Origin of the sequence: Methanosarcina barkeri 3 (assembly GCF_000970305.1) — an archaeon.
GTDB lineage: Archaea > Halobacteriota > Methanosarcinia > Methanosarcinales > Methanosarcinaceae > Methanosarcina > Methanosarcina barkeri_A.
Window position 1 is genome coordinate 1,528,686 of record NZ_CP009517.1, and the last position, 25,420, is coordinate 1,554,105.

At 39.8% G+C, this 25,420-nt stretch carries 22 protein-coding genes; 8 read left to right on the forward strand and 14 right to left on the reverse strand.

Translation table 11 applies throughout. The features are described from left to right. Positions 1-30: 30 nt before the first annotated feature. Together MSBR3_RS06165 and MSBR3_RS06170 are read right to left on the reverse strand one after the other, a co-directional pair. Positions 31-882: a 2-oxoacid:ferredoxin oxidoreductase subunit beta gene (locus MSBR3_RS06165; protein WP_048107156.1), complete on the reverse strand. Its 852-nt coding sequence runs from the start codon at positions 880-882 to the stop codon at positions 31-33. Beyond that, positions 869-2,608 (reverse strand): 2-oxoacid:acceptor oxidoreductase subunit alpha, encoded by a 1,740-nt coding sequence (locus tag MSBR3_RS06170; protein ID WP_048107157.1) that lies wholly within the window; start codon positions 2,606-2,608, stop codon positions 869-871. The genes MSBR3_RS06165 and MSBR3_RS06170 overlap by 14 nt, the downstream gene beginning before the upstream one ends. Positions 2,609-2,962: 354 nt before the next feature. On the opposite strand from MSBR3_RS06170, the gene MSBR3_RS21820 reads away from it, so the two are divergent. From MSBR3_RS21820 to MSBR3_RS06190, 4 genes are all read left to right on the forward strand, one after another. Next, complete coding sequence (locus MSBR3_RS21820; RefSeq protein WP_463605541.1) at positions 2,963-3,148, forward strand: hypothetical protein; 186 nt, start codon at positions 2,963-2,965, stop codon at positions 3,146-3,148. Positions 3,149-3,390: 242 nt separating this feature from the next. Continuing rightward, a complete protein-coding gene (locus MSBR3_RS06180; RefSeq protein WP_048107159.1) occupies positions 3,391-3,735 on the forward strand; it encodes an MFS transporter in 345 nt (114 codons plus the stop codon). 91 nt (positions 3,736-3,826) lie between these two features. Continuing rightward, complete coding sequence (locus MSBR3_RS06185) at positions 3,827-4,186, forward strand: TrmB family transcriptional regulator (protein WP_048107160.1); 360 nt, start codon at positions 3,827-3,829, stop codon at positions 4,184-4,186. 282 nt (positions 4,187-4,468) lie between these two features. Further along, positions 4,469-5,116: a TetR/AcrR family transcriptional regulator gene (locus tag MSBR3_RS06190; RefSeq protein WP_048107161.1), complete on the forward strand. Its 648-nt coding sequence runs from the start codon at positions 4,469-4,471 to the stop codon at positions 5,114-5,116. Between the two features lie 151 nt (positions 5,117-5,267). Here the strand turns inward: MSBR3_RS06190 and MSBR3_RS06195 are convergent, their stop codons facing one another. Together MSBR3_RS06195 and MSBR3_RS06200 are read right to left on the reverse strand one after the other, a co-directional pair. Next, the gene (locus tag MSBR3_RS06195; protein WP_048107162.1) at positions 5,268-6,083 is read right to left on the reverse strand and encodes a nitroreductase family protein; all 816 of its coding nucleotides are present in this window, start codon (positions 6,081-6,083) and stop codon (positions 5,268-5,270) included. A 146-nt stretch (positions 6,084-6,229) separates the two neighbouring features. Next, positions 6,230-7,120: an MBL fold metallo-hydrolase gene (locus MSBR3_RS06200; protein WP_048110109.1), complete on the reverse strand. Its 891-nt coding sequence runs from the start codon at positions 7,118-7,120 to the stop codon at positions 6,230-6,232. Positions 7,121-7,254: 134 nt separating this feature from the next. Between MSBR3_RS06200 and MSBR3_RS06205 the strand changes: the two genes are divergently transcribed. Further along, positions 7,255-7,542 (forward strand): winged helix-turn-helix transcriptional regulator, encoded by a 288-nt coding sequence (locus MSBR3_RS06205; RefSeq protein WP_080942224.1) that lies wholly within the window; start codon positions 7,255-7,257, stop codon positions 7,540-7,542. A 313-nt stretch (positions 7,543-7,855) separates the two neighbouring features. Further along, positions 7,856-8,500 (forward strand): YggS family pyridoxal phosphate-dependent enzyme, encoded by a 645-nt coding sequence (locus MSBR3_RS06210; protein ID WP_048107163.1) that lies wholly within the window; start codon positions 7,856-7,858, stop codon positions 8,498-8,500. A 286-nt stretch (positions 8,501-8,786) separates the two neighbouring features. Here the strand turns inward: MSBR3_RS06210 and MSBR3_RS06215 are convergent, their stop codons facing one another. The 4 genes from MSBR3_RS06215 to MSBR3_RS20085 form a co-directional block, all read right to left on the reverse strand. Next, a complete protein-coding gene (locus MSBR3_RS06215; protein WP_230627876.1) occupies positions 8,787-9,506 on the reverse strand; it encodes a CDGSH iron-sulfur domain-containing protein in 720 nt (239 codons plus the stop codon). A gap of 1,279 nt (positions 9,507-10,785) precedes the next feature. Next, positions 10,786-11,748, reverse strand: a complete 963-nt coding sequence (locus MSBR3_RS06220) for a glycoside hydrolase family 130 protein (protein ID WP_048107165.1) — start codon at positions 11,746-11,748, stop codon at positions 10,786-10,788. Positions 11,749-12,322: 574 nt separating this feature from the next. Continuing rightward, entirely contained in the window at positions 12,323-13,813 is a 1,491-nt protein-coding gene (gene tes / locus MSBR3_RS06230; protein ID WP_048107167.1) for a tetraether lipid synthase Tes, read from the reverse strand. 513 nt (positions 13,814-14,326) lie between these two features. Continuing rightward, entirely contained in the window at positions 14,327-14,497 is a 171-nt protein-coding gene (locus MSBR3_RS20085) for a hypothetical protein (protein ID WP_155396742.1), read from the reverse strand. Positions 14,498-14,839: 342 nt separating this feature from the next. On the opposite strand from MSBR3_RS20085, the gene MSBR3_RS06235 reads away from it, so the two are divergent. Further along, positions 14,840-15,277, forward strand: a complete 438-nt coding sequence (locus MSBR3_RS06235) for a GNAT family N-acetyltransferase (protein ID WP_048107168.1) — start codon at positions 14,840-14,842, stop codon at positions 15,275-15,277. A gap of 378 nt (positions 15,278-15,655) precedes the next feature. On the opposite strand, the gene MSBR3_RS06240 is transcribed toward MSBR3_RS06235, so the two are convergent. From MSBR3_RS06240 to MSBR3_RS06255, 4 genes are all read right to left on the reverse strand, one after another. After that, complete coding sequence (locus MSBR3_RS06240) at positions 15,656-16,672, reverse strand: type II glyceraldehyde-3-phosphate dehydrogenase (RefSeq protein WP_048107169.1); 1,017 nt, start codon at positions 16,670-16,672, stop codon at positions 15,656-15,658. A gap of 682 nt (positions 16,673-17,354) precedes the next feature. After that, positions 17,355-18,599 carry a cell wall-binding repeat 2 family protein gene (locus MSBR3_RS06245; protein ID WP_230627879.1) on the reverse strand — a complete coding sequence of 415 codons (1,245 nt, stop codon included), beginning with the start codon at positions 18,597-18,599 and terminating at the stop codon, positions 17,355-17,357. Next, a complete protein-coding gene (locus MSBR3_RS06250; protein WP_230627882.1) occupies positions 18,596-20,611 on the reverse strand; it encodes a DUF4396 domain-containing protein in 2,016 nt (671 codons plus the stop codon). The genes MSBR3_RS06245 and MSBR3_RS06250 overlap by 4 nt, the downstream gene beginning before the upstream one ends. 383 nt (positions 20,612-20,994) lie before the next feature. Then, on the reverse strand, positions 20,995-22,233 hold the full coding sequence (locus tag MSBR3_RS06255) for a phosphoglycerate kinase (RefSeq protein ID WP_080942226.1): 1,239 nt from the start codon (positions 22,231-22,233) through the stop codon (positions 20,995-20,997). Between the two features lie 651 nt (positions 22,234-22,884). Here MSBR3_RS06255 and MSBR3_RS06260 point away from each other — a divergent pair. After that, positions 22,885-23,085: a DUF2795 domain-containing protein gene (locus MSBR3_RS06260; protein ID WP_048110116.1), complete on the forward strand. Its 201-nt coding sequence runs from the start codon at positions 22,885-22,887 to the stop codon at positions 23,083-23,085. 365 nt (positions 23,086-23,450) lie between these two features. On the opposite strand, the gene MSBR3_RS06265 is transcribed toward MSBR3_RS06260, so the two are convergent. Both MSBR3_RS06265 and MSBR3_RS06270 read right to left on the reverse strand, forming a co-directional pair. After that, the gene (locus tag MSBR3_RS06265) at positions 23,451-23,669 is read right to left on the reverse strand and encodes a hypothetical protein (RefSeq protein WP_196297018.1); all 219 of its coding nucleotides are present in this window, start codon (positions 23,667-23,669) and stop codon (positions 23,451-23,453) included. After that, positions 23,666-25,018 carry a dihydrolipoyl dehydrogenase family protein gene (locus tag MSBR3_RS06270; protein WP_048107171.1) on the reverse strand — a complete coding sequence of 451 codons (1,353 nt, stop codon included), beginning with the start codon at positions 25,016-25,018 and terminating at the stop codon, positions 23,666-23,668. The genes MSBR3_RS06265 and MSBR3_RS06270 overlap by 4 nt, the downstream gene beginning before the upstream one ends. Positions 25,019-25,420 lie beyond the last annotated feature (402 nt).

The following is a 25,420-nucleotide window of genomic DNA, read 5'->3' on the forward strand; positions in this document are numbered from 1 at the left end:
ACAGAGTGAAGATTTTGTTTCCGAAATTGATTAGTAAAATTTTTCAATTTCGTGCTTTACGTCCTTAATAGAGAACTTTTGTCTTACAAGAGGCTCTTCCTGAATCGTAGGCATTCCTTCTTCAAGCGTTTCTCGCTCATTTTTATACAAAATGCCGTTAGGAATTTTATCTCCCCATTCCAGAGACTTTTCGAAAGCTTTTAAGCGGTCAGATGGGTCATATTCTTCTTCTAGTTTATACACTCTGTCCCGGTACCACTTGAAAGTGTTTATCTTGTTAAAGGTAACGCAGGGCTGAAGAATATCAAGAAGGGAAAAACCTTTGTGTGTTATGGCAGCCTTCATAAGCTCTTTCAGATAACCCTGATCTCCTGCAAAACCTCTGGCAACAAAACTGCAGTCCTGAGAAATTGCCAGAGCAAGCGGGTTCATTTGCTCTGCAAGGACACCGTAAGGCTGGATTTTTGTGTGGGTTTTCTGAGCTGTGGTAGGAGAGGCCTGTCCTTTTGTAAGTCCGTAAATCTGGTTGTCATGTACTAACAGGGTAATATTCGGGTTACGTCGAATTGTGTGAAGGAAATGGTTTCCGCCTTCTCCGTAACAGTCCCCATCCCCTGCAACTGCTATTACGTGCAAAGAGTGGTTGGCAAGTTTTGCAGCCGTAGCTACAGGCAGGGTTCTTCCGTGCAGCCCGTTAAATGTATGGCATCTCATATAATGAGGCAATTTTCCAGCCTGTCCTATTCCCGAAACTACAAGTACTTCCCAGGGTTCAATTCCAAGCTCTACAAGTGCCTCTTTGACAGTAGAAAGGATATTGAAATTTCCGCACCCTGGACACCAGGCAGGAACCTGACCTTGATAATCTTCAGATGTAGGCATGCAATTCCTCCTTCAGATTTTCAATTGTAAAAGGCCTCCCATCATACTTGAGGATCATGTGGGAAAATTCGAAACCTGTTTCTGCTCTCATTACTTTTGCAAATTGTCCCGTAGCGTTGTTTTCTATACAGATGGTAAGATCAGCCTTCTCAAGAAGCTCAATATAATCAAACTTATCCCGTTCCGGAAGAGGGTAGACCTGGCTGAAGTGCATCATAGCAACCTTGTAATCCTTGGAGATAGTATCAATCACTTCTTTTATCACACCGTAAGTAGATCCATGCCCTACAAGCACTATTTTTGGAGAAGAGTCGCCATAAAGAAGCGGAGGGTCAATTTCTTTCTTTATAAGAGGCAATTTATTCAACAGCCTTTTCTGGACCATTTTGATCCGAGTCTCGGAATCTTCTATGATGTGTCCTTCCTCATCGTGCTCGTCGCTATCCGCTACAACGAGGTGTTTTCCGGCTTCTCCCGGGACCGCAAGAAGAGATATTCCTGTACTGGAATATTTAAAACGCTTATATACATCAACACCTTCAAGGTCTTTTTCTCTCAGTCGATAATCGTTGTAAATTAGGTGCTCAAGGTCAAATTTTTCATACGTCCATTCGGTATCCGCAAGATATTGATCCGATTGGATGAAAACAGGAATCTGGTACTTTTCCGCAAGCTCGAAAGCCTTATTAGTGAGATAAAAAGCCTGTTTTGGGTCTCCGGGCTCAAAAATTACTCTTGGAAATTCTCCATGTGCTGCATAAAGGACAAAAAGCAAATCTGCCTGTTCCGTGCGTGTAGGTAAACCGGTTGCAGGTCCTGGACGCTGCATTTCCGCAATAACAATAGGAGTTTCGGTCATTCCTGCAAGAGAAAGACCTTCTGTCATCAGGGCAAATCCTCCACCTGAACTTCCTGTCATTGCTCTCACGCCTGCAAAAGAGGCTCCTATAGCCATATTAATGGCTGCAATCTCGTCCTCAGCCTGTTCAACGACCAGATTGTATTCTTCTGCTCTGGAAGCCATATAGTTTAAAATCCCTGTTGAAGGTGTCATGGGATAACCGGAGTAAAACTTGCAGCCTGACATAACAGCTCCCATTCCTATCGCATGAACCCCGTCAATAAGCATGAGCTTTCTGTACTCAGGCTCGCGAACTCCAAAAGCTTCGCAGCGGGGACAGTTAGTATGAGCATAATGATATCCCGCTTCTGCACAGGCTATATTATCCTTGATGATCTCTTCCCCTTTATCCTTGAAAGCTTTTCTTATAACTTTTCTGAAGGCTTCAAGCCCAAGATCAAGTATCCCAAGAGCTGCTCCGGTTGCTACGGTATTTGCCATAACGCTTTTTTTACCTACATCAAGAGCTATTTTTCTGAAAGGAATATCTATGAACTCAGGTTCTTCAAATTTCTTTTTGGTGATTTCGGAATCATAGAGAATAAATCCCTCATTTCTCACGCTTTTTCTGTGAATTTCTATAGTGTTCAGGTCAAGAGCCAGAAGAATATCAACCATCTCTCTTGAGGCAGATATCTCCTTATCGGAAAAACGAATTTGATAAAAATTATGCCCGCCACGTATCCTGGACATGTAATCCTGGTGCGTAAATACATGAAATCCTATCTTGGAAAAGACCTGTCCAAGAGCTCCTCCAATAGTTGCCAGCCCCTGTCCTGCCTCTCCTCCTACTCGAAGTGTATAGTCCAGAAAATTTACCCCCAAATGTTTTTTCTTTTAGATTTAATTCATATAAGTTCAAGACACCAATATTAGAATCTATTTTGCAGATAGTTTTAATATCGTTGCAGCAAAACAGAGATTCTTCGACCTGACTTTGTTTTCTGTCATTGCTAACTCTATTTGGCTGTCTCTTCTTTTAGTCCCCTTATGAAATATTATTCTAAACATTAAATAATCTTGGTCATTACTCACATCCAAAAAGAATACAATCACTCAGGAAATTTCAAGAATTCATAAGAAAGCCATGGAATTGACAAGAAAGCCATGGAATTGACAAGAAAGCCATGGAATTGACAAGAAAGCCATGGACATGGACGCATATCGATTCTAAAAGAGTTGTCAAATTTCTGTTTAAGTGCGGACGAAGATCGTGGACCAGCCGTCCAGACTTCCAATCGAGCCGGTTGGTATGTTAGCGAGGGTAGGGACGTAATCGAGGCAGACGTGCCAGATTGGATGTTCGTATTTGTGCGTCTCCTTGAGAGGTTATGTACTGAGTATAACTCTGTCCTCTCATGTTGAATTTTTAAATTACCAGTTTCTTGAGATTTACTTATTTGCAGAAAATTCGGTAAACTGCCTTAATTTTCCTTACACTGCCTTAATCTTCCTAATTGTGAAGATTTTCAGTTGTTTTGTAAAAATAACCCGACTTTTTGCAAGGAACCCTGCCAGAGAAACACCATAAGGTATAAATAAGAAACGCAACGTTTCCTATAATAAGGAACGTATAGTTCCTTATTCATTATGATCGGTGTATTCACATGGCAAAAAATAAGCTTCAAAGTGAAAAACTTGAACCGATGTTACTTAAGATAGCTATTATCCTGGTTATCGGTTCTCTGGCACCATTATTGGACTCAACAATGGTCAATGTGGCTATAAAGACAATTGGAGAAGACCTTAATAGCACAATTTCTGTCATTCAGTGGACCATTACAGGATATGTGCTAGCAATGGGAATATCGGTACCGATTTCAGGATGGGCTACCAGTCGTTTTGGCAGTAAACAAGTGTATATGAGTTCACTTTTGATTTTTTTAGTTGGTTCGGTTCTCTCGTCTCTTTCCTGGAACGTAGAAAGCTTCTCTATTAATGTCAACACGTAAAAATGAGCCAGTAACAGGACCGGACTCAGCCTTGCAGATAAAAACTCAGAAAGATTCAACCGGATAATGAAGGTGAAAGGAGGAAATTGAGATGTTCCTTAAGTTTATAGAAAACCTTCAAAAGCTAGGTTTCACAAGCAATGAAGCAAAGATATATTCAACTCTTATCTGTCTTAAGCGGGCTAAGGCAAGTGAAATTGCTAGAAATTCTGGAGTTCCCAGGTCTAAAATTTATAGAACACTCAGAGGAATGAAGAAAAAAGGGTATGTGCAAATAATTGAAGGTAAACCTACCTTTTTTTGCGCTGTTCAACCAGAAGAGCTAATTTTCAGGATAAGAGCCGATTTTATACATTCCTTAAATGAAATTGTAATTGAACTTAATGCTCTAAGCCTGGATAGCAATGTTTTTTTTCAGGAAAATATTCAGAATATAAAGGCAAAGATTTGAAAATAGGAAACATAAAAAATGAAATTGGAACTATTAATTGTCAGCAGGCTTGTGAACAAATTTCTTCATTATTTTTGTCAACCTAGCCAGAAATATAAGTAACGTTGTTCCATTATATAGTTATTAATTTCACTAGGGAACAATATACCTGGCTTATGGAATTAATGATATACTATGTAATGTAATTTGGTCGATATAAGTTCTTATGACATAACAGATCTTAATAGATCGAAGAAAATGCAGTATTATCATAAAACTTTTTTACGGAAGATATTGGTGAGCATGGATAATAATGACCATCATTTACAGTCCTATCAGTCCGAAAGTGATAAAAATTCCTGCAAAGGAACACGGCGTCGTGGAAAAGTACTTGAAGATGCTATACTTGAAGCTGCATGGAAAGAGCTTTGTGATGTAGGGTACAATCATCTTACAATAGAGGGAGTAGCTGCACGAGCAAAAACTAATAAAGCAGTCGTTTATCGTCGTTGGGCTAATAAACCAGCGTTAATTTTGTCAGTTTTACGCAAATTTGTACTTCCACTTTATCCAAAAGAAGTACCAAACACGGGGGATCTTCGCAATGATGTTTTTTTCTTTCTTCATGGAATAGCAAAGCCTCTGCAAATTATTGGTGCTGAAACCATACATAGACTCATGGTCGATCTTGGAAAAGATAAACTCTTTTCAATTCCGCAAATAATGAACCTAAAAAAAGAAGATAAGTTAACAGCAGCAATGATAACAATTCTGAAAAACGCTGAGATGCGAGGAGAGGTCAAACTTGAAAAAATAAGTTTACGGATTATATCATTACCTTTAGATTTACTACGATATGAGCTACTTACTACTCATGAGCCTGTATCCGATAAAATCATCCATGAGATCGTTGACGACATCTTTATGCCACTTATCCGTCATAATCAATGATAAAATATATTAAAAATGTATTAAAAAATATATCAAAAATTTATTTAAAATATATTTAAATATGTTTTAATATATTTTAATTGCATTTAAAATGCATCTTTTACAACAAAACCCGTAAAATAGCATAGAACCAAAATAACTTTGATTACGGTTATCTCCATAAAATATCCGCTTTTTTTCTACCTGGTATTTTTCTATATTTATATTTTGAGTACCCAAAAAGCATTGGAAATTGCAAAACAAACCCTGCAGGAATCCCAAGAGCCTCTTTTAATGGCTGATACTCAACTGCTGCTCTATGCAGTAGTCCTACCCAACAAGTTCCAAGACCAAAAGAAGGAGCAATGAGATCAAAAGTTGTCAGGGCTATAATGCTATCAGTGTATCCAGAGGCATTTTCCGAGTAAGCATAGACAAGTCCAGGAGAGTTTCTACAAATGGGGTCAAAGCCTGCGTCAGCGAGAGCAACAAGAACAGGGAAATAACGCTTAAGAGGATGGTCTGCGTCTTTTTCCGCCATCATTCTCATCCACTCAATAGTAAGATCTGCAAATTTTTTAATCTCCAATGCATCGGTTACAACAAGCCACCTAACAGGTTGTCCATTCATTCCGGACGGAGCAAAGCGGACGGCTTCAAAAAGATCTTTGATTTTCTCGTTCTCAACAGGCTTATCTTTGAAAACCCTTATCGAGCGTCTACTTTGAATATATTTTTTAAGTTGTTCAGGGTTAATCTCCTCAATGCTAGCATTATTATCTTCAGGAGGAAATGACTGATAATTTACCATAATTGCATTAGTCGGACAAATAGCTTCACAGTGCCCACAATGAGTGCAAAATGCCTCATATTCTATAGGTAAGGACGGAGCTCCTTTTTCTCCAGGCATGACTATGTTTAGAGGACAAGTCATAGAACAAATTCCACAAGCTGTACACTTTTCCACGTCAAACGAAATAAGACTCATTTAGTAACCTCTTTTTACAAAACTACTATTTATTTAACTCTTTGTTCTGTTCTGTTGCAATCCAGGCAAGTTTAAATATCAACTACAATAGATCACAACAAAGGAAATTTTTCAGGTCTGACAATGCAACAGAAACTTCTGCACTGTCAGCAGAACTGCCACACAAAGCGGTCACCCGTGCGGGTTACACGCCCCACGGAGGTCTCTGCGAAATGAGAACTGAAAAACAAAGCACGTCGGTCCGCAAGATAGTCCAGCGCCCATCTCCTTGAAACACGTGCCTGCTGTGCATCTTCACAGTACACCGAGTTCCATTCGGGGCGGTATACCTGGATGGGATGGTGCATGACATCCCCACCAAAAAGAGCTTCTTCTCCGCCGGAAGTAAGGCAGACTGCCATCTGGCCAATGCTGTGCCCGGGTACCGGATATAAGGAGATTCCCTCAAGGAACTCCACCCCATCCGGTTCAATGATTTCTGCCTGCCCTGCCTGGATCACCGGTCGGACGCTGTCTTCATATACAATGAATTTGACGCGGCTATTCACCGGGTAGTTTTCAGGGTCGGAATAATGTCTCTTCTCGGATTTTGAGAAGACATACGTTGCATTGGGGAAGGTCGGTTCCCATGTACCATCAACAAGCTGTGTATTCCATCCAACGTGATCCACGTGAAGGTGCGTTAGGATAACATAATCTACCATTGCCGGAGTCACATCTGCGGCTTTGAGCCGTTTCAGGTAGGGGGATTTCAACCTGTTTAACCGGGGCATCCAGATACGTTCCTTGTCGTTTCCCGCCCCTGTGTCAATAAGAATCGTATGTTGCTTTGTCCGCAGCACCCACGTATAAATACTCTGGAAGATATGCATACGGGTCTTATCCATGTTTCCGGGAACCAGCCATTTTTCATGCTCCTGAATGAATGAAGGGTCCCACTGGGGATACAGATATTCAGGAGTGTTTGAATCGAGAATAAGTTCGGGTACACGGGTAACTGTGACCTCGCCCACGCGATATACGTGATTAGTGTCCATGATGCTTCTACCTTTTTGCCCGTATTTTCTTGTCCGGGCCACTTCAATCCAGATAAAAGACCGTAAGTGCTATAGTATTAAAAAATGAGCAGTTTGCGAAATCGTATATACTATTATAAATGATACTATTGCTTATGCAAAGATCTTCTCCTGTAGGAAAATGTCCGATCCAGATTTCGCTCTCCGTTATTGGCGGAAAGTGGAAGCCAGTAATCCTCTGGTTCCTCAAAGACGGACCGGTCAGGTTCTCTGGGATCCAGAAGAAAATACCGGAGATCACCCAGATGATGCTGACAAAACAGCTCCGTGAGCTGGTTGCCGACGGAATGATCGAACGGACTGTCTATCCCGAGGTCCCGCCAAGAGTCGATTATGGTATTACTGATGACGGTCGCTCGGTTTTTCCATTCTTATGGCGTTAAACGAATGGGGAAACGAATACCAGAAAAAGAAGTACGGAAGCTGGAACCAGAAGTGTGCTGACACTTTTCGTGATGACATTAAAGAGTAAGATGAGGTTATGTCAAGTTGTCGAGGGTTATGATCGAGGGTTATGATCAGGTCTATGTCAAAGACACCTCTCTCATCTCCGTCCGAAGACTTGATAGAACCATTTTGAGTGCTCTGATAAGAGGCCAAAAAAGGCCGAAAACTTCGTACCAGAAGTACTTATTATAAAAGAGACAAAGTACTGAAAATCTCTGCATAGAAATAATGACCATAGAATGATAACATATGATCGAAGACAATGTAAAAGAACTTTTAAAAACAATACCTTCTGATGTAACACTTGTCGTCGCAGTAAAATACGCATCAAAAATACAAATAGACAGATCCGTAAAAGCAGGTGTTACAGACATCGGTTTCAACCATTATCAACAGATGAAAGATTTGGCCCCATATCTTCCACCTGAGATAAAAACCCACTTCATCGGCACACTTCAGTTAAACAAGGCAAAAAAAGTAGTAAACCTGAATCCCTACTTGATAGAAAGTGTTGATTCATACGAACTTGCAGAAAAGATAAACAATGCAGCAAAAGAAAAAAAACGGATTCAGAAAATCCTCATACAAGTGAAGACAGACAAAAAAAAACATGCCGGATTAGAGCCAGATGACCTCTTAAAGCTTCTAGACCAGATATCAACCCTCGAATATTTAAGTTTTGAAGGCCTGATGACAATCCCGCCAAAAAACGAAGACCCCGAAGATTCAAGAAAATATTTCAAAGAATTAAAAGAATTAAAAGACAAAGCAGAGAAGCATTTAGAAAAACATATTCAGCATCTCTCAATGGGAATGACAGACGATTATCAAATAGCAATAGAAGAAGGTGCAAGCATCGTCCGCATCGGTAGAAAAGTTTTTGATGTATCATGATAACGTAGAATCATTCTCATTTTATAAAGTTTTGATAACTGACTTTTAAATAGTTATCAAATTTCTTTTTTAAATTCATCTGAAAACTTCCTTCCACGCCCGCATGCTCACGAAATAAGCAAATACCGGGTGATTACCTGCAATAAAGAAGGCTACCCTCAAATTTTTTATTTTTTATCGCGAAATCGTCCATTGATTGCTTTCATTTTGGCTTTTGGATTGCCTGATTGTTGTGCGAGACTACTACGTCCGCAAGTTAAGAATCTCTATTAATCAACGAACTCACTCATTCCAGGCCCCACTTTTTTCTGAACTCAAGCTTCTGCTGGCTGTTCATCCAGTGGCTGCCGTCACAGTAGGGCTTGTTCTCTGACTTCCCACATCGACAGAGGGTTACTCTGTTCCGGGATTCGTACAGGCTGCCATCTGCAGATTCAATGGGGATACCGCCTCGAACCCAGAGGGGGCCTTCACAACTTTTTTGTTTGTCGTGAACCAGTACAATAGATGGTTCAAATTCTTTTTCAAAGGGTTTGCCTGTCTTTTTGTCCCACAGAACCAGCCGTCCCGACGGGCAGATCATAGCTTCCTCTATGGCGGTTTGTCGGGCTTCCGGGTCGTCTGATTTTTGTACGAGATTCCTTATTCCTCCAGACCGCTGGCAGAAACGGGAATGATCACAGAGCTCATGGACATCGGTGAGTTTTAGATCAGGACCTTCAAACGTTTCCGCTTTTTCCAGGTAAGGCTTCCTGCTGGCTGTTTCGCTACCGTCAAAACCGACCTTGCTGTGGGTCCCATCACAGAAGGGCTTGTTTTCGGATGAGCCACAGCGGCATAAAATATAGGCCTTCCGCCGAGGGTGTTCCTTTATATCAATTAATTCCCTGGTGTGACCAGCGTCATCGGTGACAATTACCTGTTCCAAAAGCGGTACTCCACCTGTAACCCGATACGGTCCGTCTTTGATTATCTTAATCCTCATTTCTTTCTCATTGACTTCCATAATTATAATCCCCCATTACCTCTTATTATGCAGTACTGGATATTTAGTCTGACTATTTGCCTCTTTGATAAATTATATAGTTTTCCGATTCATACTGTTCCCATAAGAGAGCATGAAATAGGATTGATCAAATCCTCAACCAGGCAATAAGATAGTTACTACTGCGGACATATTAGATAGCTATCAGCTCAACTGACGGTTTCAAGACTGAGGGAAAAGGATCAGAGATAGACGATGATTACGGATTTCTAAATCTCATTTCTCCACTGGAGAGAAAATAAGGTTTATCAAGTCCAAGGGTGCTGGGTGAAATAAAAAATCTTTTAACTTTTTAAAACATATATAGAAACGTGAACAATGAAAGTGCAATCATTGGCTCTGGCACAGGAGAAGTAGTAGTAGGAAAAGCAGTAGTAGTTTCGAGTCATGTTGTAACATTATATGGGATACCGGTTGTTTACATTGTTATTGTAGCATTATTTGTATTATTTATTTTATATTTATATTGTAGGATGACAAGAAAAGAAAGATACCGTATGAGTAAATCGAGTTACTTAAAATTGTTTTTTGCTTTGTTTATCCCGCTATTTTTTTATAATCTTTACAATATATATAACAGTTCATGGTTTTTCAATCCCTATACCAAATCATGGTGTAATAATTTCTGGTTTACCAATCCTATTTTTTTTATTATAAGTGCAAGTGTTGCATCTATATGGGAATCTATCTTTCCGTATTTATTCATAACTCTGAGTATATTAGTAATAAACTGCTATCGTAAGCCAGCTTAGAGAGGGTCTTGAAATTAAACTTTTATTGCAAAAACATTTGTTTAGTCTGTCATACACGGATATAACGCTAATAATTTCAACGGTGAAAATAGGAGAGTTTTAGGTATAAAGACCCCGCAGTGCCTTATTAACTCTGAAGGAGTTATCAAATCTCTTTTTAATTAACAATCTGAAAACTTCCCTCCACGCCCGCATGCTCACGAAGTAAGCAGATATCGGGCGACTACTGGCAAAAAAAGAAGAAAAGTAGAGTGAGCAGATGTCAGAAAAAGTGTTTTATTCTTCGATGTGTTGAGTGGGTAAAACTGCATTCATTTCCAAATATCGGAGTAATAAATCTAAAAATTTAAAAAAGTTTATGGTTGAAAATTACATTCAAGCTCGATGTTTTTTTTTGCCTAACTACTTTATAACTAGACAATTATTTTCAACCAATAAAAACATCAAAGAGCCAATTTTTCCTGTCTTCTTCAAAACTATTTGTAGTATTATTCAAGGCATTGTTCCCCAGGACATTCACGGATATACTGCATAACATCGCTCATTTTTGCACTGGCCATTGCTACGGACATATCCGCACTTCCATAATAAATACGGAGTTCATTGCCCACAAGGATCCATCCGCACGGGAAAACAACATCATTAACGTCTCCGGTCCGCTCATACATTTCACGAGGCCCGAAAATCCAGCCTTCTGACCTGTGGAGCACTTTTGTAGGATCCTCAAGGTCAAGAAGGGCAAGTCCGAGCCGATAGCTCCTTTTAGATGTTGTCTGACGTACCCCATAGTACATAATTAACCATCCATCGGATGTTTGCATTGGCGGAGGGGCTAATCCGATCTTACGGGCATCCCACCATCCTCCTTTTCGAGCGTACAGAAGGACCTTATGTTCTCCCCAGTATTTCATATCAGGCGAAAAAGATATCCAGATGTTTGCCTTTGCATCCGCAATGTTAGATACCGGTCTGTTTAATATCGCCCATCTGCCGTTAAATCTTATAGGAAAAATAGCAGCATCTTTATTTTCAGGCGGCATTATAGGACCTACTCGCTCAAAATTATCGAAATCTTCGGTATAGGCAAGTGAAGTTAAAGGACCAGAGTCCGAATAAGCCGTATATGCTATGGCCCATTTTCCCATCTCATCGATGTAAGTTATACGCGGGTCTTCAATACCATATATCTCTTCAGCATGATATGTAGGATCCGAGGTAAAGGTTGGTTTGGGATCAATTTCCCAATTGTCAATTCCATTCTTGCTTCTGGCTACTGTAAGATGAGAAAAACCTCTGTGATCTTCAACCCGTACCAGTAGTACAGTTTCATTGCCAACCATAACTGCTGCAGGATTAAACACCGAGCTGACTTTATACGGCCAATAATCAACTGTGAGTATCGGGTTATTTCTATGTCGGACAAACAATTCCCCAGGACTTTCCCATATCATATTGTTCCCCATTCCTGATTTAAAGTTATCATAAAATGCTGTGACGAAATGTAACTTTTACAACTGGTCACATACATAATCTGAATAATGCCATATATCTGATGATTAAAGTATTATAGACTTATTGTAAGATTAAAATATGCTCTTACGGACTTATATGCTCTTACTGACTTTTATATAAGCTTGAAACTCAGATCTTCAGCATTACCTGGTCGATATTACCATGGTTATTCAATATGACAAATTTTTGCGTTTTTGTACAAGGAACATAAGTCAACCAGTTCCACTTAGATCAGGAACAAAAAGGAATTGGAAACTAATTTACGAGCATGAGATAAATATCAACCAACAGACAACGGAAGACAATGGAAGACAATGGAAGACAATGGAAGACAATGGAAGACAATGGAAGACAATGGAAGACAATGGAAGACAATGGAAGACAATGGAAGACGACCTAAATTTAGGAATAAGATTAATATGAGTAAAAGAAGCAGTCTTTTTATTTAGCAATCTAGGCAACAATTTTTCTACTGCTAGAAAACACTAAACACAAAACATTTAATCTTTCTATTTATGATTCCTGTTCAGGTTCGTGCTCCTGTATATAAGGCACCGAGAACTTTGATTCGACTGAGTCTCTATGAAAGATGTTATATGTGCAGAAAGGAATTATTCTACCGTCCGGTATGGCATAATGTACTCCGCATTTTTTGATTCTTTCGAGATCTATGTTGTATAAATCCTGAAAATGCATTGTTCCGAGGAATAGTGTATTTCTGTGAAAACGTGAGGTATTTTCCATGTCACCTTTTTTAAGGACATCGAGAATCATCCGTAACACGTTTACCGATTTTGGACCCTTCTTCTCGTCAATGTACTTTGGAACTTGCTTGATGATCTTTGCAAGGGTTAAAACTCTGCTAACTTTTCCATTCATCTCGGAGGTTGCTTCTTCCAGGAATTCAACAAAACCTTCCACATCAAGAAAACTTGTAATTGGGATAAAGTGTCCTTCTTCAAAGAAAACATAGGTCCCAGCACCGCAGTGTGGGTGGACTGCCAACTCCGGAATAGGAACTTTTCTCACAGATGAAAGGAAACGGCTTAGTGGAACCACAAAGGATACCGGATACCAGGCATCACAGGGAATTTCTCCATTAGTCTGTTCTTCCGCAAGCTTTATGACATCAGATATGGTAATTCTCTTCCGTTCTCTCTGTGACTGATCTATTCTTCCTGTAAACGCAATGGGTTGGAAGTTCACTCCTTTTATGATGTCAAGGTTTTCGGCTGCATAGCGGATAATCCCACCTATCTGAGAGTCGTTTACTCCTTTTGCAAGAGTTGGGACAAGCACAACACTTTCAGGCCCGAAACGTCTGCAATTTTCAACAGCTTTTTTCTTCGAAGGTAGAGCGTTAAATCCCCTGGTTTCAAAATAAGGCTCTGGACTAATTCCGTCAAAAGCAAGGTAAACAGTACGCAGTGTTGCATCTCTTAACCTTTTACAGTATTCAGGGCTATTAGCAAGGCGGACTCCGTTGCTTGCAAGCTGGATATGTGCAAAACCCAGCTCCTGGGCCAGTTCAATTATCTCCGGAAGGTCATCTCTTACTGTTGGCTCTCCGCCGGAAAACTGAATGGCAGAGCAGGGAACAGGTTTCTGGTTTCTTAGTGTTTCCATCATCTTCCTGATTTCTTCGAAGCTTGGTTCGAAAACAAAGCCTTTTACTCTTGCATTTGCAAAACAGACAGGGCATCTAAGGTTGCATCTATTAGTAACATCTATGTTTGCAAGCAAAGTCCCTGATTCATGATACCGGCAGATTCCACAGCCAGAAGGACAGCTTAAAGGACTGGCACTCTGGAAGTTTGAAATTCCTGTTCCTGTATATGAGTACTTTTCGAACTTCTTATAGAGTTCAGCATCTGACCAGTATACGTCCCTGAAATTGCCATGATCAGGACATTCTTTTTCCATTAACATTTTTCCATTTTCCTCGAAGACCGAAGCTTCAATTACTCTTTTGCATTCCGGGCAAATGGATTTTGTTAGTCTCATACTCCCATCCTAACTTGAGTAACCATTCCTGACAACAAGGTACAGCTTAAATCATACATTCAGGTTCCGAAAGGCTTCTTCTTGAACTTATTTCATAGCCTCAGTTGTTAAGATTTTTAAATTTGTTAGAGTTCTCTTAGTTAACTGTTATAACTCCCAGTCTCAAGATAGCTGTAAATGCCTTATTTTTACATAAAACCCGGATCCAGAACTTTTTATCGAACAAAAGTTAACCAGAATCAAAGCTTTGCAGGACAAGATTTCGGCTTATAAAAGGAACATAATGAAAATACTTTAATTTTTAAACATCTCTTAAGTGCTTTTTCACCTATCATTTGACAAATTAATCTTTCCACCGTTACGTGAAACTAGTCTTTTCATCCGCTATCTTAAAAATTGGTCCTTCTTTCCCCCATTTATAAAATAAAGCTGTAATATTATTTAAATCCATGGAATAAAAGTAAAGATAAAGGAAAGAGTAAAAAAGTCTTTTATATATCTTTTATATAATTATTAAAAAGATATCTCATAGTTAGTGCATTTATCCAGTATATTCTCAATAAACCAGGGATAAAAACAGATGAGCACAGACGAGTTCAACTCGTATTTATTCGTGCCCGTCTGTGCTTCCTTCATAGAACACTGGCCATTGACAATTCCAGAGTCCAGTTTCGTTTCCATCATATGAAATCGAAGAATTATCTCTTTGTTTTTAAAATTCACAGAGATTAGTCAGAATATTAAGGAAAAATAAATGACTTAAGGAGAAATAGCAAAGCCTCAACTCATATCCAAAAACTTATCATCGATCATGTATGTATCTTTAAAAAAACGGATATTAATGATAAACTTTCACCTAATAACAAATTATTGAAATTTAGAAAAACGAAAAGCGTAGATCTTACTGAGAATACTATTCTTACTGAAACTTCTAAGTGAGTAATGGAATTAGATAAAGCTCTCAGATTTAATATATTCCCTATAAAATATGGGAGTTAAGGTTATTAATTAGTTTAGTGATGTTTTATGAAGATCGGACTTGCGCAAAACAACGATATTGATGGCTGGATTAAATTACTGGAGCTTGTTAAAGACAATTTTCCAGGTCTTGACATGGACGAATATAAAAAAGGGCTGTCAATAAGGATACTCGAACAAGGCGCTTTGGTAGCGAAAGAAAACGGTGTTTTGATTGGAGCCCTACTGTTTTCGAGAGAATCCAAAGAACTTGAGTTTCTCGCGGTACATCCTCAGTACCGCAGGCTGGGCACGGCGACTGCCTTAATCCGGCATATGTTTGCTTTTTTTCCTAAAGGCAGTTGTTTTACTGTTATAACCTACAGGGAAGATGATCCAAAAGGCAAAGCAGCGAGGGAACTGTACAAAAGAATAGGTTTTACGCCTGGCGAGCTTATCATAGTTTTCGATTATCCGTGTAAGAAATTTATATATATCAATGAATAGGCAAACTGTGCTGGAAAATGTTGAATGTAGCATGATTATGCCTTTCTACTATTTATATTATGAGCTTATCCCGAAAATCTAAATTTCCTCTCTGAATATCGAATTTGGAATAATCACTCCTCCCTCTGGCAATAAACACAATTATGAAATCAAAGTTGCGCTGGTGCACCCCGCTGCAAGCTAGCGAGGTATTTGACTGAAATAAAACGGTTTAGATAATTTTCTACAAAATCGATTCCTTATATTCAAATTGAATATCCAGATTTCTGAAATTCAAATTGAATATCCAGATTTCTGAAATTCAATTTGAATACTCAGAGTCACAAAAAACTTGAGTCTTTATATTAGACTTTAATCCCCACAACTTTATTTAAAACTTTATTTGTTAGATAATCCAATAGCTTTGTTTGTTTTCTCGATCGATTTCGAGCCGTCACTTTCCAATTCCATCATTGCCCTTATTGCATCAACGTTTTCCGGAACAACAATAGATTCTTGATGGACAGCATGGAAGAAATAAAGCTCTTTCTCAGTTACTGTAATGGATTCAGACCAGATACAAAGCTCCCACATATCGTGTCTGGGGCGTCCGATATCCCGCGCATATTCAATTATTTCGGCGGTTGAAGTAATTCCGTCCCCTATTAAACGGATTCTGGACTGAGAACCAAAGATATTCTTAACATCTTCTGCAGTGCAATCTTTATTGACATCCATATTTACAGTGTGCACATGCATAAGAGTCGTCGGAACTTTAGTAGCTGCGGTTGTTATATTAATGTGAGGAAGCACACTCCTTACATCAGGACCATGGTGAGACGGAAGTTTAACAGGATTAAGTACGATTGCATCAACAGGTCCCTTTTTAATTTCATTGGGATCGACTGCTCTTCTTGTAAGACTTACCCTTACCTTATTTACTTCGAGTTCTCTGTCTATAGCTGAAATAGCTCTGCAAAGTGCTGTCGTATTACATGAGACAACTCTTGTCAGGTCACGACCCACAGCCTGCTCATAATTACTTTCCGCATTAAAAGAGAAATCCGAAATGGTATGACTCTCTCCACCCTGCCAGATTGCCTTTATCCCGACTTTCTCATACATAGGCTTATTTTTTTCCCCAATCCCCCCTGGAGTGCAGTCCACAACCAGGTCAGATTTTTCCAGCATCTCTTCAATAGTTCCGGCTGCCGGCATCCCTGCTTTCTCAAAGGCTTCAACGTTCTCAGCAAGGGTATATATGTCATATCCTAGCCGATGTGCCACTGAAGCTTCATAGTTTGGTTTTGTCTTGGAAACTCCGACAACTTCCATATCGTCCTGAGCCTTAACAGCATCTGCAACCCTTTTACCTATAGTTCCATACCCGTTTACCGCAATTTTTGCTTTAGCCATTGTTATCCTATCCTTTTTAGTTATATCTTAGGATTATATGCACTTAAAGTCCAAAATCAGGCACATTAGATGTAATGGTTATTTGTTTCTCAGGCAGGCGAAGGTTAACAACATCAAATTCTCAGTTTAATTGCTAACTTCCATGTTCAGTTCAGGAATTTAAATTAAGACCCTATCCGAATAAGACCCCATCCGAATCTCGGTGTTTTAACTCCCAAAAATGATCTCCTGCGTGTATATATTCAGTATGAGTGATTGCTCGGAACAATCGAGCCACATTGCTAAGTTTTTCTATTTAGGCTTGATTTGCAAAACGTATATTACCTCATATATGCTTGACTTTCTCCCCCAAATGCATTGATAAGATTCTGCTGTGGCATAATTCTTATTTAAAGCCCCCCTTTCAGTAAGTTTAGTAATCCCGTGTTTCAGGACTTGCGTGTTATAGAGCAAAAAAGCATGAATAAACTGTTACAGTATAACAATTAAAATATTTCAAGATTTCATGCTATTTATTTCGATTTATCACGTAAGCCTCGAGACATTTGCATTTGGATATATAAATAAAATGTCATAGAATACAAAGCCTTTTGCATCAGTTAATTGTCCAAAAAGTAAAGAATTAAGGAGTTTTTTGAAAATAAATGAGTTGAGTTTTTCTATTCTTTATTGTCTTTAGCTGTCAGCTGCTATTATTTCCAACTGGCAGACTTTTGTTATTAAAACTATACGGAGAAGAAACCTGAAGGAGTTCATCTAGCTCTCTTACGGTCTCATTATTTACGTTCCTGCCAAGGATCCACGCAAAATTGAACACCTGCTGGCTGGGATATGTGGGACTGGGTTTAAGAACCTGTAAGTAAGAACGTGCAGCGTCAGGTAGCTCACCGTTTGGCTCTGTCAGGATAAGGAACCCATGTTTTCCCATGTGAGACAGCACTCCGCTTGGGACTACAACCCTCCAGTCCTCAGGACTTGCAAGAAGTAGGTTATGACCTGGTTCTGCATACCCCCATCCAACGCTACGAGGTATGTAGCCGATAAGCCATGAGAACATATGTCCGCTGTCCTTGTATCCAGCCCATCTTACAGCCATTTCCTGAGGTGTGCTTCCCGGGATACGCTGAACATGTCCGTACTTCGAAAGTTCTGCCATTGTCGTGCTATTGACAACCGAAGAGGGAGCAAACACATAGATGTAAGGATAATAGAGTGACCGTCTTTCAAGGATTCTTTTTGTCTCTTCAGGCACACCGTCGGGAGTTACGTAAGCAAAAGCATCTCCCATATGAGCGTTCCAGTTAGCGGCAGGATATGCATACTCAAGAGCATCCGTAGAAGCTATAAAAACAATCTGCTTGTGATAAGACTCCAGAACTGCAATGTACTCATCCAGAACTTCGGCAAACTTAATCGGGTTTGATGCACTTATTGTCTGAGTTTTCAGATTAAGTTTCTCAACCTCATCGACTACGCGTCTGTCGATATTCCCTACAATGTACACCTGCACATTATTATCCATCGTAACTCCTTCAGGTCCCAGCCTCTCGAGTTCTTTTTTAGTGTCCTCAGGCAGTATGGTACCATTTCCAGTAACAAAAAGCATAGGTGCATTAACCGGAAAATGCTGCAGACGTGTCGTGGCAATTGCAGTTGCAGGATCATCATCTCTCACGAGAACAACCGCACCAGGCCTGTCTTTTTCCTGAGCTGCCGCATAAATAGTCTGAGAATAGACAGTAGCTGTTTGAATGTGGTTTTCACCTGAGAGTCTGGCAGTACTGCCCGTTAATTCGAGAAGCTTCTCATTTTGTGTTGTGCTTACGTCAAGAGGTTTTCCCTGAGGCTCCCATAGTAATATATGTCCAAGGATTAAAAGAACCGTAAGGGCAGTAACCGAAAGTAAAGTGTAAACAGGCTTTATCACGCCTCTCCCTCCTTCCATCCGGCTTTGACCATAAAATAGTTAGGGATTAACGCGGTAAAAAAACCTGCAACTGCAGAAACCCATAATGGGGTTACCCAGAGCCAGAGGTCTTCCTCGCTTGTCCACCCTCTCCAGTTAATAACGTATACTCCAATTATAAACATCCCTATGGAAGCGCTGACCATAGAAAGGACAACTACTGGAAAAGCCTCTTTTACACCTTCCCAGTACTTTTTTTGACGCATATCGCTCATCATTGGTCCCATATAAAACAAAGATGAGATAACAATGGCAGGAACAACCATTATCAGCCACATTATAGTTGTCGTCGGTGAGCCTAACCAGTACCCTGGCGAAAACTCAAAGTTAAGCAAGAGTGGCATACCAGAAGCCTGAAACAGGTATAAAGAAGCTATCATCAGTGCCATCCCTATTCCTGTACTCATAATCGTAGCCGACAAAGCTCTTGCCCATGGAGGGCGCATGAATTTTACCATGTTCCCCATGGATATTACAGGCCTTTTGTGGTAAGCCATAAGGAAAGCCAGAATGCCTACAGGTCCGAATATAAGTATTGCCATCGGCCAGTAAATCCTCGGATAAAAAGAACTGTAGGGAAGGCGTTTCGGCATAATAAAAAGAGCCCATATGGCTCCGAATAATCCTATGAAAAACCATGACCATCCGAGCAAAGCAAGTCCGCTTGTTCCGGCTTTCTGATTTTTAAAGAATTGGACTTCCAGTGCAAGGTCAGCTCTTGCCTGGGCGTTATAACTTACACTTTCAGGACCTCCTACAACCCTTACATTCATAAAAGGCCCGTCTGAAGGAAAAACAAAGTAGTCAGGAGAAAGCCTCCAGAAGTACTGGTCAACGTAATTATTCAGGTCTCCTTTTTGGGTGTAAAGCAATGGTCCGTAATTACCCTGATAAGCCATAGGCAGACCTGCTGCAGCAAACTCGGGAGTCTCAGGGTTTGCAAGTACGAAGTTGTAGTACCCGTCAAAGTGGTAATTTTCAACCATACCCCATCCGAAATTATCCCAACGGCTCCTTGCCCATAGTAAAGCGTGCTTGTAAACATTCTCATCTGCAACCCGCTCCACTTTTCCAAAAACCTCCATTTCTTTAAGAAGAGCATCCGAAAGAAGCCTCTCAGGAGCAGCTACAAGAATAACCTTTTTCTCTCCTTTTTTGAGTAAGTTCCGTAAACTTTGAGGTATGTGCCCTTCTTCAACAGGAACTACGGGTACTCTGAAGTATGCTGCAGTATATGCTGCAGGTAGTGCGTAGGCGGGTTCTTTTGCCGAAACTATAACAATAAATGGGCTGTCTCCCAGAAGAGATAGTGACTCTTCAATAAGGGCATCCGGATTTCTTTGACCGTCCTCCTCAGTACCGTAAACAAGAGTCTGGTTTCTTGCAGAAGCTACTGGTGCCATTACTGCAGCTACAACTGGGTCAGCAGGTACTTCAAGCCTTTGGCCGGAAAACATTGTAGCCATCGAATTTCCAACCTCAGCAGGTGTATCTCCTGGTACTCTCTGTACGTTTTTCATGGTATACCCTATACGTGATTCCTGATCAGCTCCATTTCCGTAAGCAGCTGAAAGAACCCAGATATACCCCAAAGCACTGAGAATAATTGCAGCAGTAAGGACCGCAATTCCCCATGCAAACCACCTGTTCATGTTTAACCCTGTCCTGGCTTCATTGTCTCTTTCCTCCCTATGAAGCTGATCTGCAGAAACAAGAGAGGCAATTAACGAACAGAGGCTTGCGCCAAAAATAACAAAAAAAATCGTAACCGAACCATAAGGTGCTGCAAAGAGAGGCTCAAGTCTGGGTATTGCAACACTTCCGTTTTCTGCGAAATATCCTACGAGCCCGAAAATAAACCCTCCAAGAAAGGCTCCTATAAGAGTAATAAAAAAAGATTTTAAAGTAAAAATCCTGCTTTTTCCAAGATTTTTTGAGCTAGTGTTCCCACTATGGTTACCCTCTTCAGCCATAGACTCCCCCTAGATTGTCAGCTCTTATACTCAATAGAGTATCGGCTCTATATGCAATAGAGTGTCGGCTCTATATGCAATAGAGTGTCAGCTCTTATACGCAATAAATTGTCAGCTCTTATACGCAGTATTGTCAAAATAAACGCGTCAACAAATAATTATTTATTTATAATTATACTTAGGCCTTATAAATACCCTGACGTTTTAAAAAGAACGTGCTGACTAGTGTTGGAACAGGAAAAAATATGTGAATTGACTAAATGAAAGGTTTATCAGATAAATAAAAGATTATTATAATAAATGAAAAATCTTTATTACAATAAATGAAAGGTTTATCACAATTATGGGACGAACCTAGCCTTGATATAGCTTATTGAGACCCTTTAACCTTTAGAAGACCTGGATGCATAGTTTTTTAAAGCCGTAATTCCCGGTAAGGGCTCGCCAGAGAGATAGGCTATACTTGCACCTCCACCCATGCTTATATGGGAAAATTTTGATTCTAAGCCAAGTTGATCAATGGCATCTAAGGTATGTCCTCCTCCTGCAACAGAGTAGCTTGCTTGAGTTGCAGCCTTAAGAAGTTCATCCGTACCAAGCCTGAATTTATCTAACTCGAAAATACCGGTTGGACCGTGAAAGACACATAATTTTGCTTCCTTAAGATACCTGGAATAGTTTTCGATGGTCTCTCGGCCAATATCGGCTATTGGAAGGTCCCCTTTTATCTTGTCCAGTTTAACTTCCTGACGTTCTCCACCATTGTTTAATGCTACATCCTCAGGCACGACAATCTTGTCCGAATACTCCTTGAGTAGCGTGGAAGCAATAGGAACCTGGTTCATATATTTCTCATCTTCAATGAATTTCCTATTGACCTCGCCTACGTCGACACCCATTGCCATCATAAATACCGTAGCTACTACACCGGTAGTAAGGATCTTATCGGCTCCATCCCGCTTGAGAATATTAGAAATGGCCTTTATAGAGTCGTTAGCTTTTGCTCCTCCCAATACGAAGATTGATGGATGCTCATGGCATTTTACGGCTTTATCTAAGCCTGTAATTTCCTTGTTCATAAGGATGCCGGCAACACTAGGCAAAACCAATGTAAACCCTACTACGGAACACTGAGATCTGTGAGAAACCGAAAAGGCATCATTTATAAAAAGATCGAATAGTGGATGCAACTTCTTGACCATCTGGCTTTTAGCCTGTTCCTCAGGAATGAGTTTTGTGATCTCTTCGGCATTAAAACGTGTGTTCTCAAGGAGGAGGACTTCTCCTCTGGCAAGGGATTTTATAGCGTTCTTTGCACAGGAGCTGAATATATCATCCTCGTAGATCACTTCTCGACCTAAAAGCTTTGTTGCTAGCTTTGCATGAGCTTCCAGGGTGGTATAGTCCTCATCTCCGGGTCGACCCTGATGAGATATCAAAACTACTTTTGAGTGTTCCAGGGACTGCAAAGTAGGCAAATGACTCTTAATTTTTCTATCATCCAGGATATTTCCGTTATCGTCCATGGGTGAATTAAAATCCACCCTTACAAGTACTGCTTTATCGTCAAGTACAACATCATCCATCGTCAGATAATCCTTTCCAGCTGTTTCCTGAGACACTATAGTACCCCCTTTCACATAGTGGCATATATCTGTTTAGTATGAAACTGACTGTAATTTAAGGTGACAGAATTGGTAGGAGGAGTTATCCCTGAACTTCAAGATTCTGATGTTTTTGACTTGAAATTGCAAAAGAATCTCTAACTAAGTTATACCAGATTGAAAAAACAGGGACAGCAATAATAGCGTATAAGGAACTTTAGCATTTCTCGCTCTTATTCATTTTCTCCCCAAAAATAATATTCGTTTTACATTTTGGGTTTGGATAATAAAAGGCTTTTCAGTTTTCGAAAAAGCTATAACTTATGCTATTGGGCTGAGAAATCAGTAACAAAACTTATTTGGAGCCCTAGGAGTCTATGCAAATCTCAGTTTTCCAGTGTCAGTAAAGAAAATAGAACCTCAAAAGTTGATAAATATCCTCTAACAAATTTTTGTTTTGAATTGTTTTTATATAATTATAAATATAATGTTTAATGGAGGTGGACAACAACAAAGGGGAAAAACTGTAGCTATCTGAGTCTGTCAAAGCTAACGTGTAAGTCCACCTGAAGTTAAATATTGTATCCAGCACTGACTACTGGTGATCTGGAAAACAAGAACGACCTTTTATACCTAATGAAGAAAACAAGCAAGATATGGGGGAAAATTATGAGAACAAGTATGGCTGATGTTCAACATTCACTGGGCGGCATTGATTTTCCTAAAAACAAGAACGAAATTGTAAAGTATGCTCAGGAACATGGAGCAAGTAGCGAAATAGTTTCGGACTTGCAGCAGCTTCCAGACAGGACATATAATAACGCTGCTGATGTCGCTCAGGAATTCAGCGGAAAACGTTTTGAGAAATAAGAAGAGACGACGATATTGTAATAAATGTAGATAAAAAATAAATTTCTTTGTTTAAAATAAATCAGGTATCAGACGGGAGAGTAATCTTAAGGTAGATGCAGCTGAAGTTCAAAATCTCGAATACTTGCATTTTCGGTTAAGATTTTAGAATACTTGTATTCTCCTTTAAGATTGCTATCTCCCATTAAATTAGGAAATTGCCTATGAAATTATGTTTGTTTATTAGATTGATCCGGCATTTTTTCGAATGTATTTCATTTCTAATGTGTTTATAACACCCTAAAAGTACCTTATTTTCTCTCATCTTCAAGAAATCTCTTTTAGTCATTTTTCAGTGTAATTCTGTTCTCGGTTTCACAGGTGGTTCATCTTCTTGATTTTGTCCTTGTTTTCCTGGATGTGCTGTATGATGCGGTGTCTCCGTTCCTCTTCAGCTTCATGACTCGTTCTGTCGCCTGAAATTCTTTACTCACATCTGTAGCATTGGCATTTTTATCAGATAAACCATTTAAGTCGTCCATTATATCCTGAGTAGCACCGTGATTGTTTGAGTACGTGCTTTTGGGTTCTGCCGGAACAGTCATAGCATATAAGGAATATCCGAACATGTAGTAGGATAGGTAAAAACCAGTTTTTTTACTTCCGCCGCCTTGAGTCCAAGCCTCATTACTGCAGCGAAAATATTGATAGCTTCTCCAGCATTCGGACCCAGAATATAAGCTCCAATTATACGGTCATTCGCTTCATCAATAATTACCTTTGAAGCTGCAAACTCCATTCCTTCTTTTCGGGTTGTGTACCAGTTGCTTCTGTCTCGAAACGTTACCTTATATTTATCGCTATCTTTAGCAGCACTGGTTCCTACTGAAGCCAGGACAGGGATTGTATGAACTGCACTTGGAATACCTGTATAATCTATCTCAACACTATTCTCGTTAAGGATGTTAGCTGCTGCAACTTCTCCTTGAAGAGCTGCTACAGAATTAAGTTTCATACCCTCTGATGCACAGTCTCCACCTGCATAGACTTGAGGATTTGAGGTTCTCATGTAATTATCAACTGCAATAGCTCCCTTTTCAACTTTAATCCCGGCTTTTTCGAGATGTAAACCCTCTATATTCGGAACACGCCCTGCCCCATGAATAATCATATCCGCAAGGAAGCTCTGAGTTTCTGACTCGATTGAGGATTTAGATCCAGTCCTCGCCAGAAAGCCATTATCGTCTCTTTCTATAGAAGCCACTGATTTGTTCATAAGAATCTTAATTCCTGCAGCTTCAGTCGCTTTTATAAGTAAACTCACCATGTCAGCATCAGAATGTCTCAGGAGTCTTTCGCTTCTGTGAAGAATTATGACCTCTGCCCCAGTCCTTCGTGCAACATGAGCGAACTCCAGGGAGATATGACCACCTCCTATGAAAATAATTCTTTCAGGGAGCTTTTCGGTGTTCATAAACTCTTCACTTGTGGTAACATATTCTTCACCGGGAAAATTGAGTTTTCTCGGCTTTGAGCCCGTAGCAAGAAAAATATGTTCTCCTTTAAGTTTGTCTTCTCCGACAATTACTGTGTCTGGGTTTTCAAAATAAGCTTTTCCGTGGTATGTATCGATTCCCATCTCAATAAAATAGTTCTCAATTCTTCCAGGACATTCTTCCGTAGCTGCTCTCTTGAACTCGATAAGTGAAGGCCAGTTAATCTTTAAAGGACTTTGTATCCCCATACCTTTCCCTATTAACCGATTACTTCGATCCGTAACCTCGGCTAGATCCGTAAACATCTTTTTTGTATCACAGCCTCTGGGAGGAGAGATTCCCCCATATTCTCCAGAGTCAATAATAGCTATTTTTAATCCTGAATTTGCAACTTTGTTAGCGAAGGTTCTGCCCGCGGCTCCAGTCCCAATAATTATAATGTTGTAGTTCATTTCCATGATGCTCTCCCTTCATCAATGCCTTCTCTTACGTCCTCCTTTTTTACGTTCTCTCTTCTTCTAATTCACACGCTTTCTGAAAAAAGATAGTGAAAAGCTATATCCCAGTGAAATTTTATATTGAATTTATTATATTAAAAGATGATTAAATTAACGGGTTTATCCAGAAACTCAAAATTTGATTTGCGAATCTTGTATCTGGTATAGTAAACATGGAACATCGATTCCGAAATAGGTTCATAAAACTTGCTTTTTAAAAGATTCGAAAAGAAAGTCATGGAAAATGATTTTGAAAGCTCTAACAGTTTAGGACAAAGCGAATTTTAGAGTAAATCTACGATTAAAGCTGGCAAAGAATGAAAATTAAAATCCTGTACATCCTCGGACTTTCCCTGGAGAAAG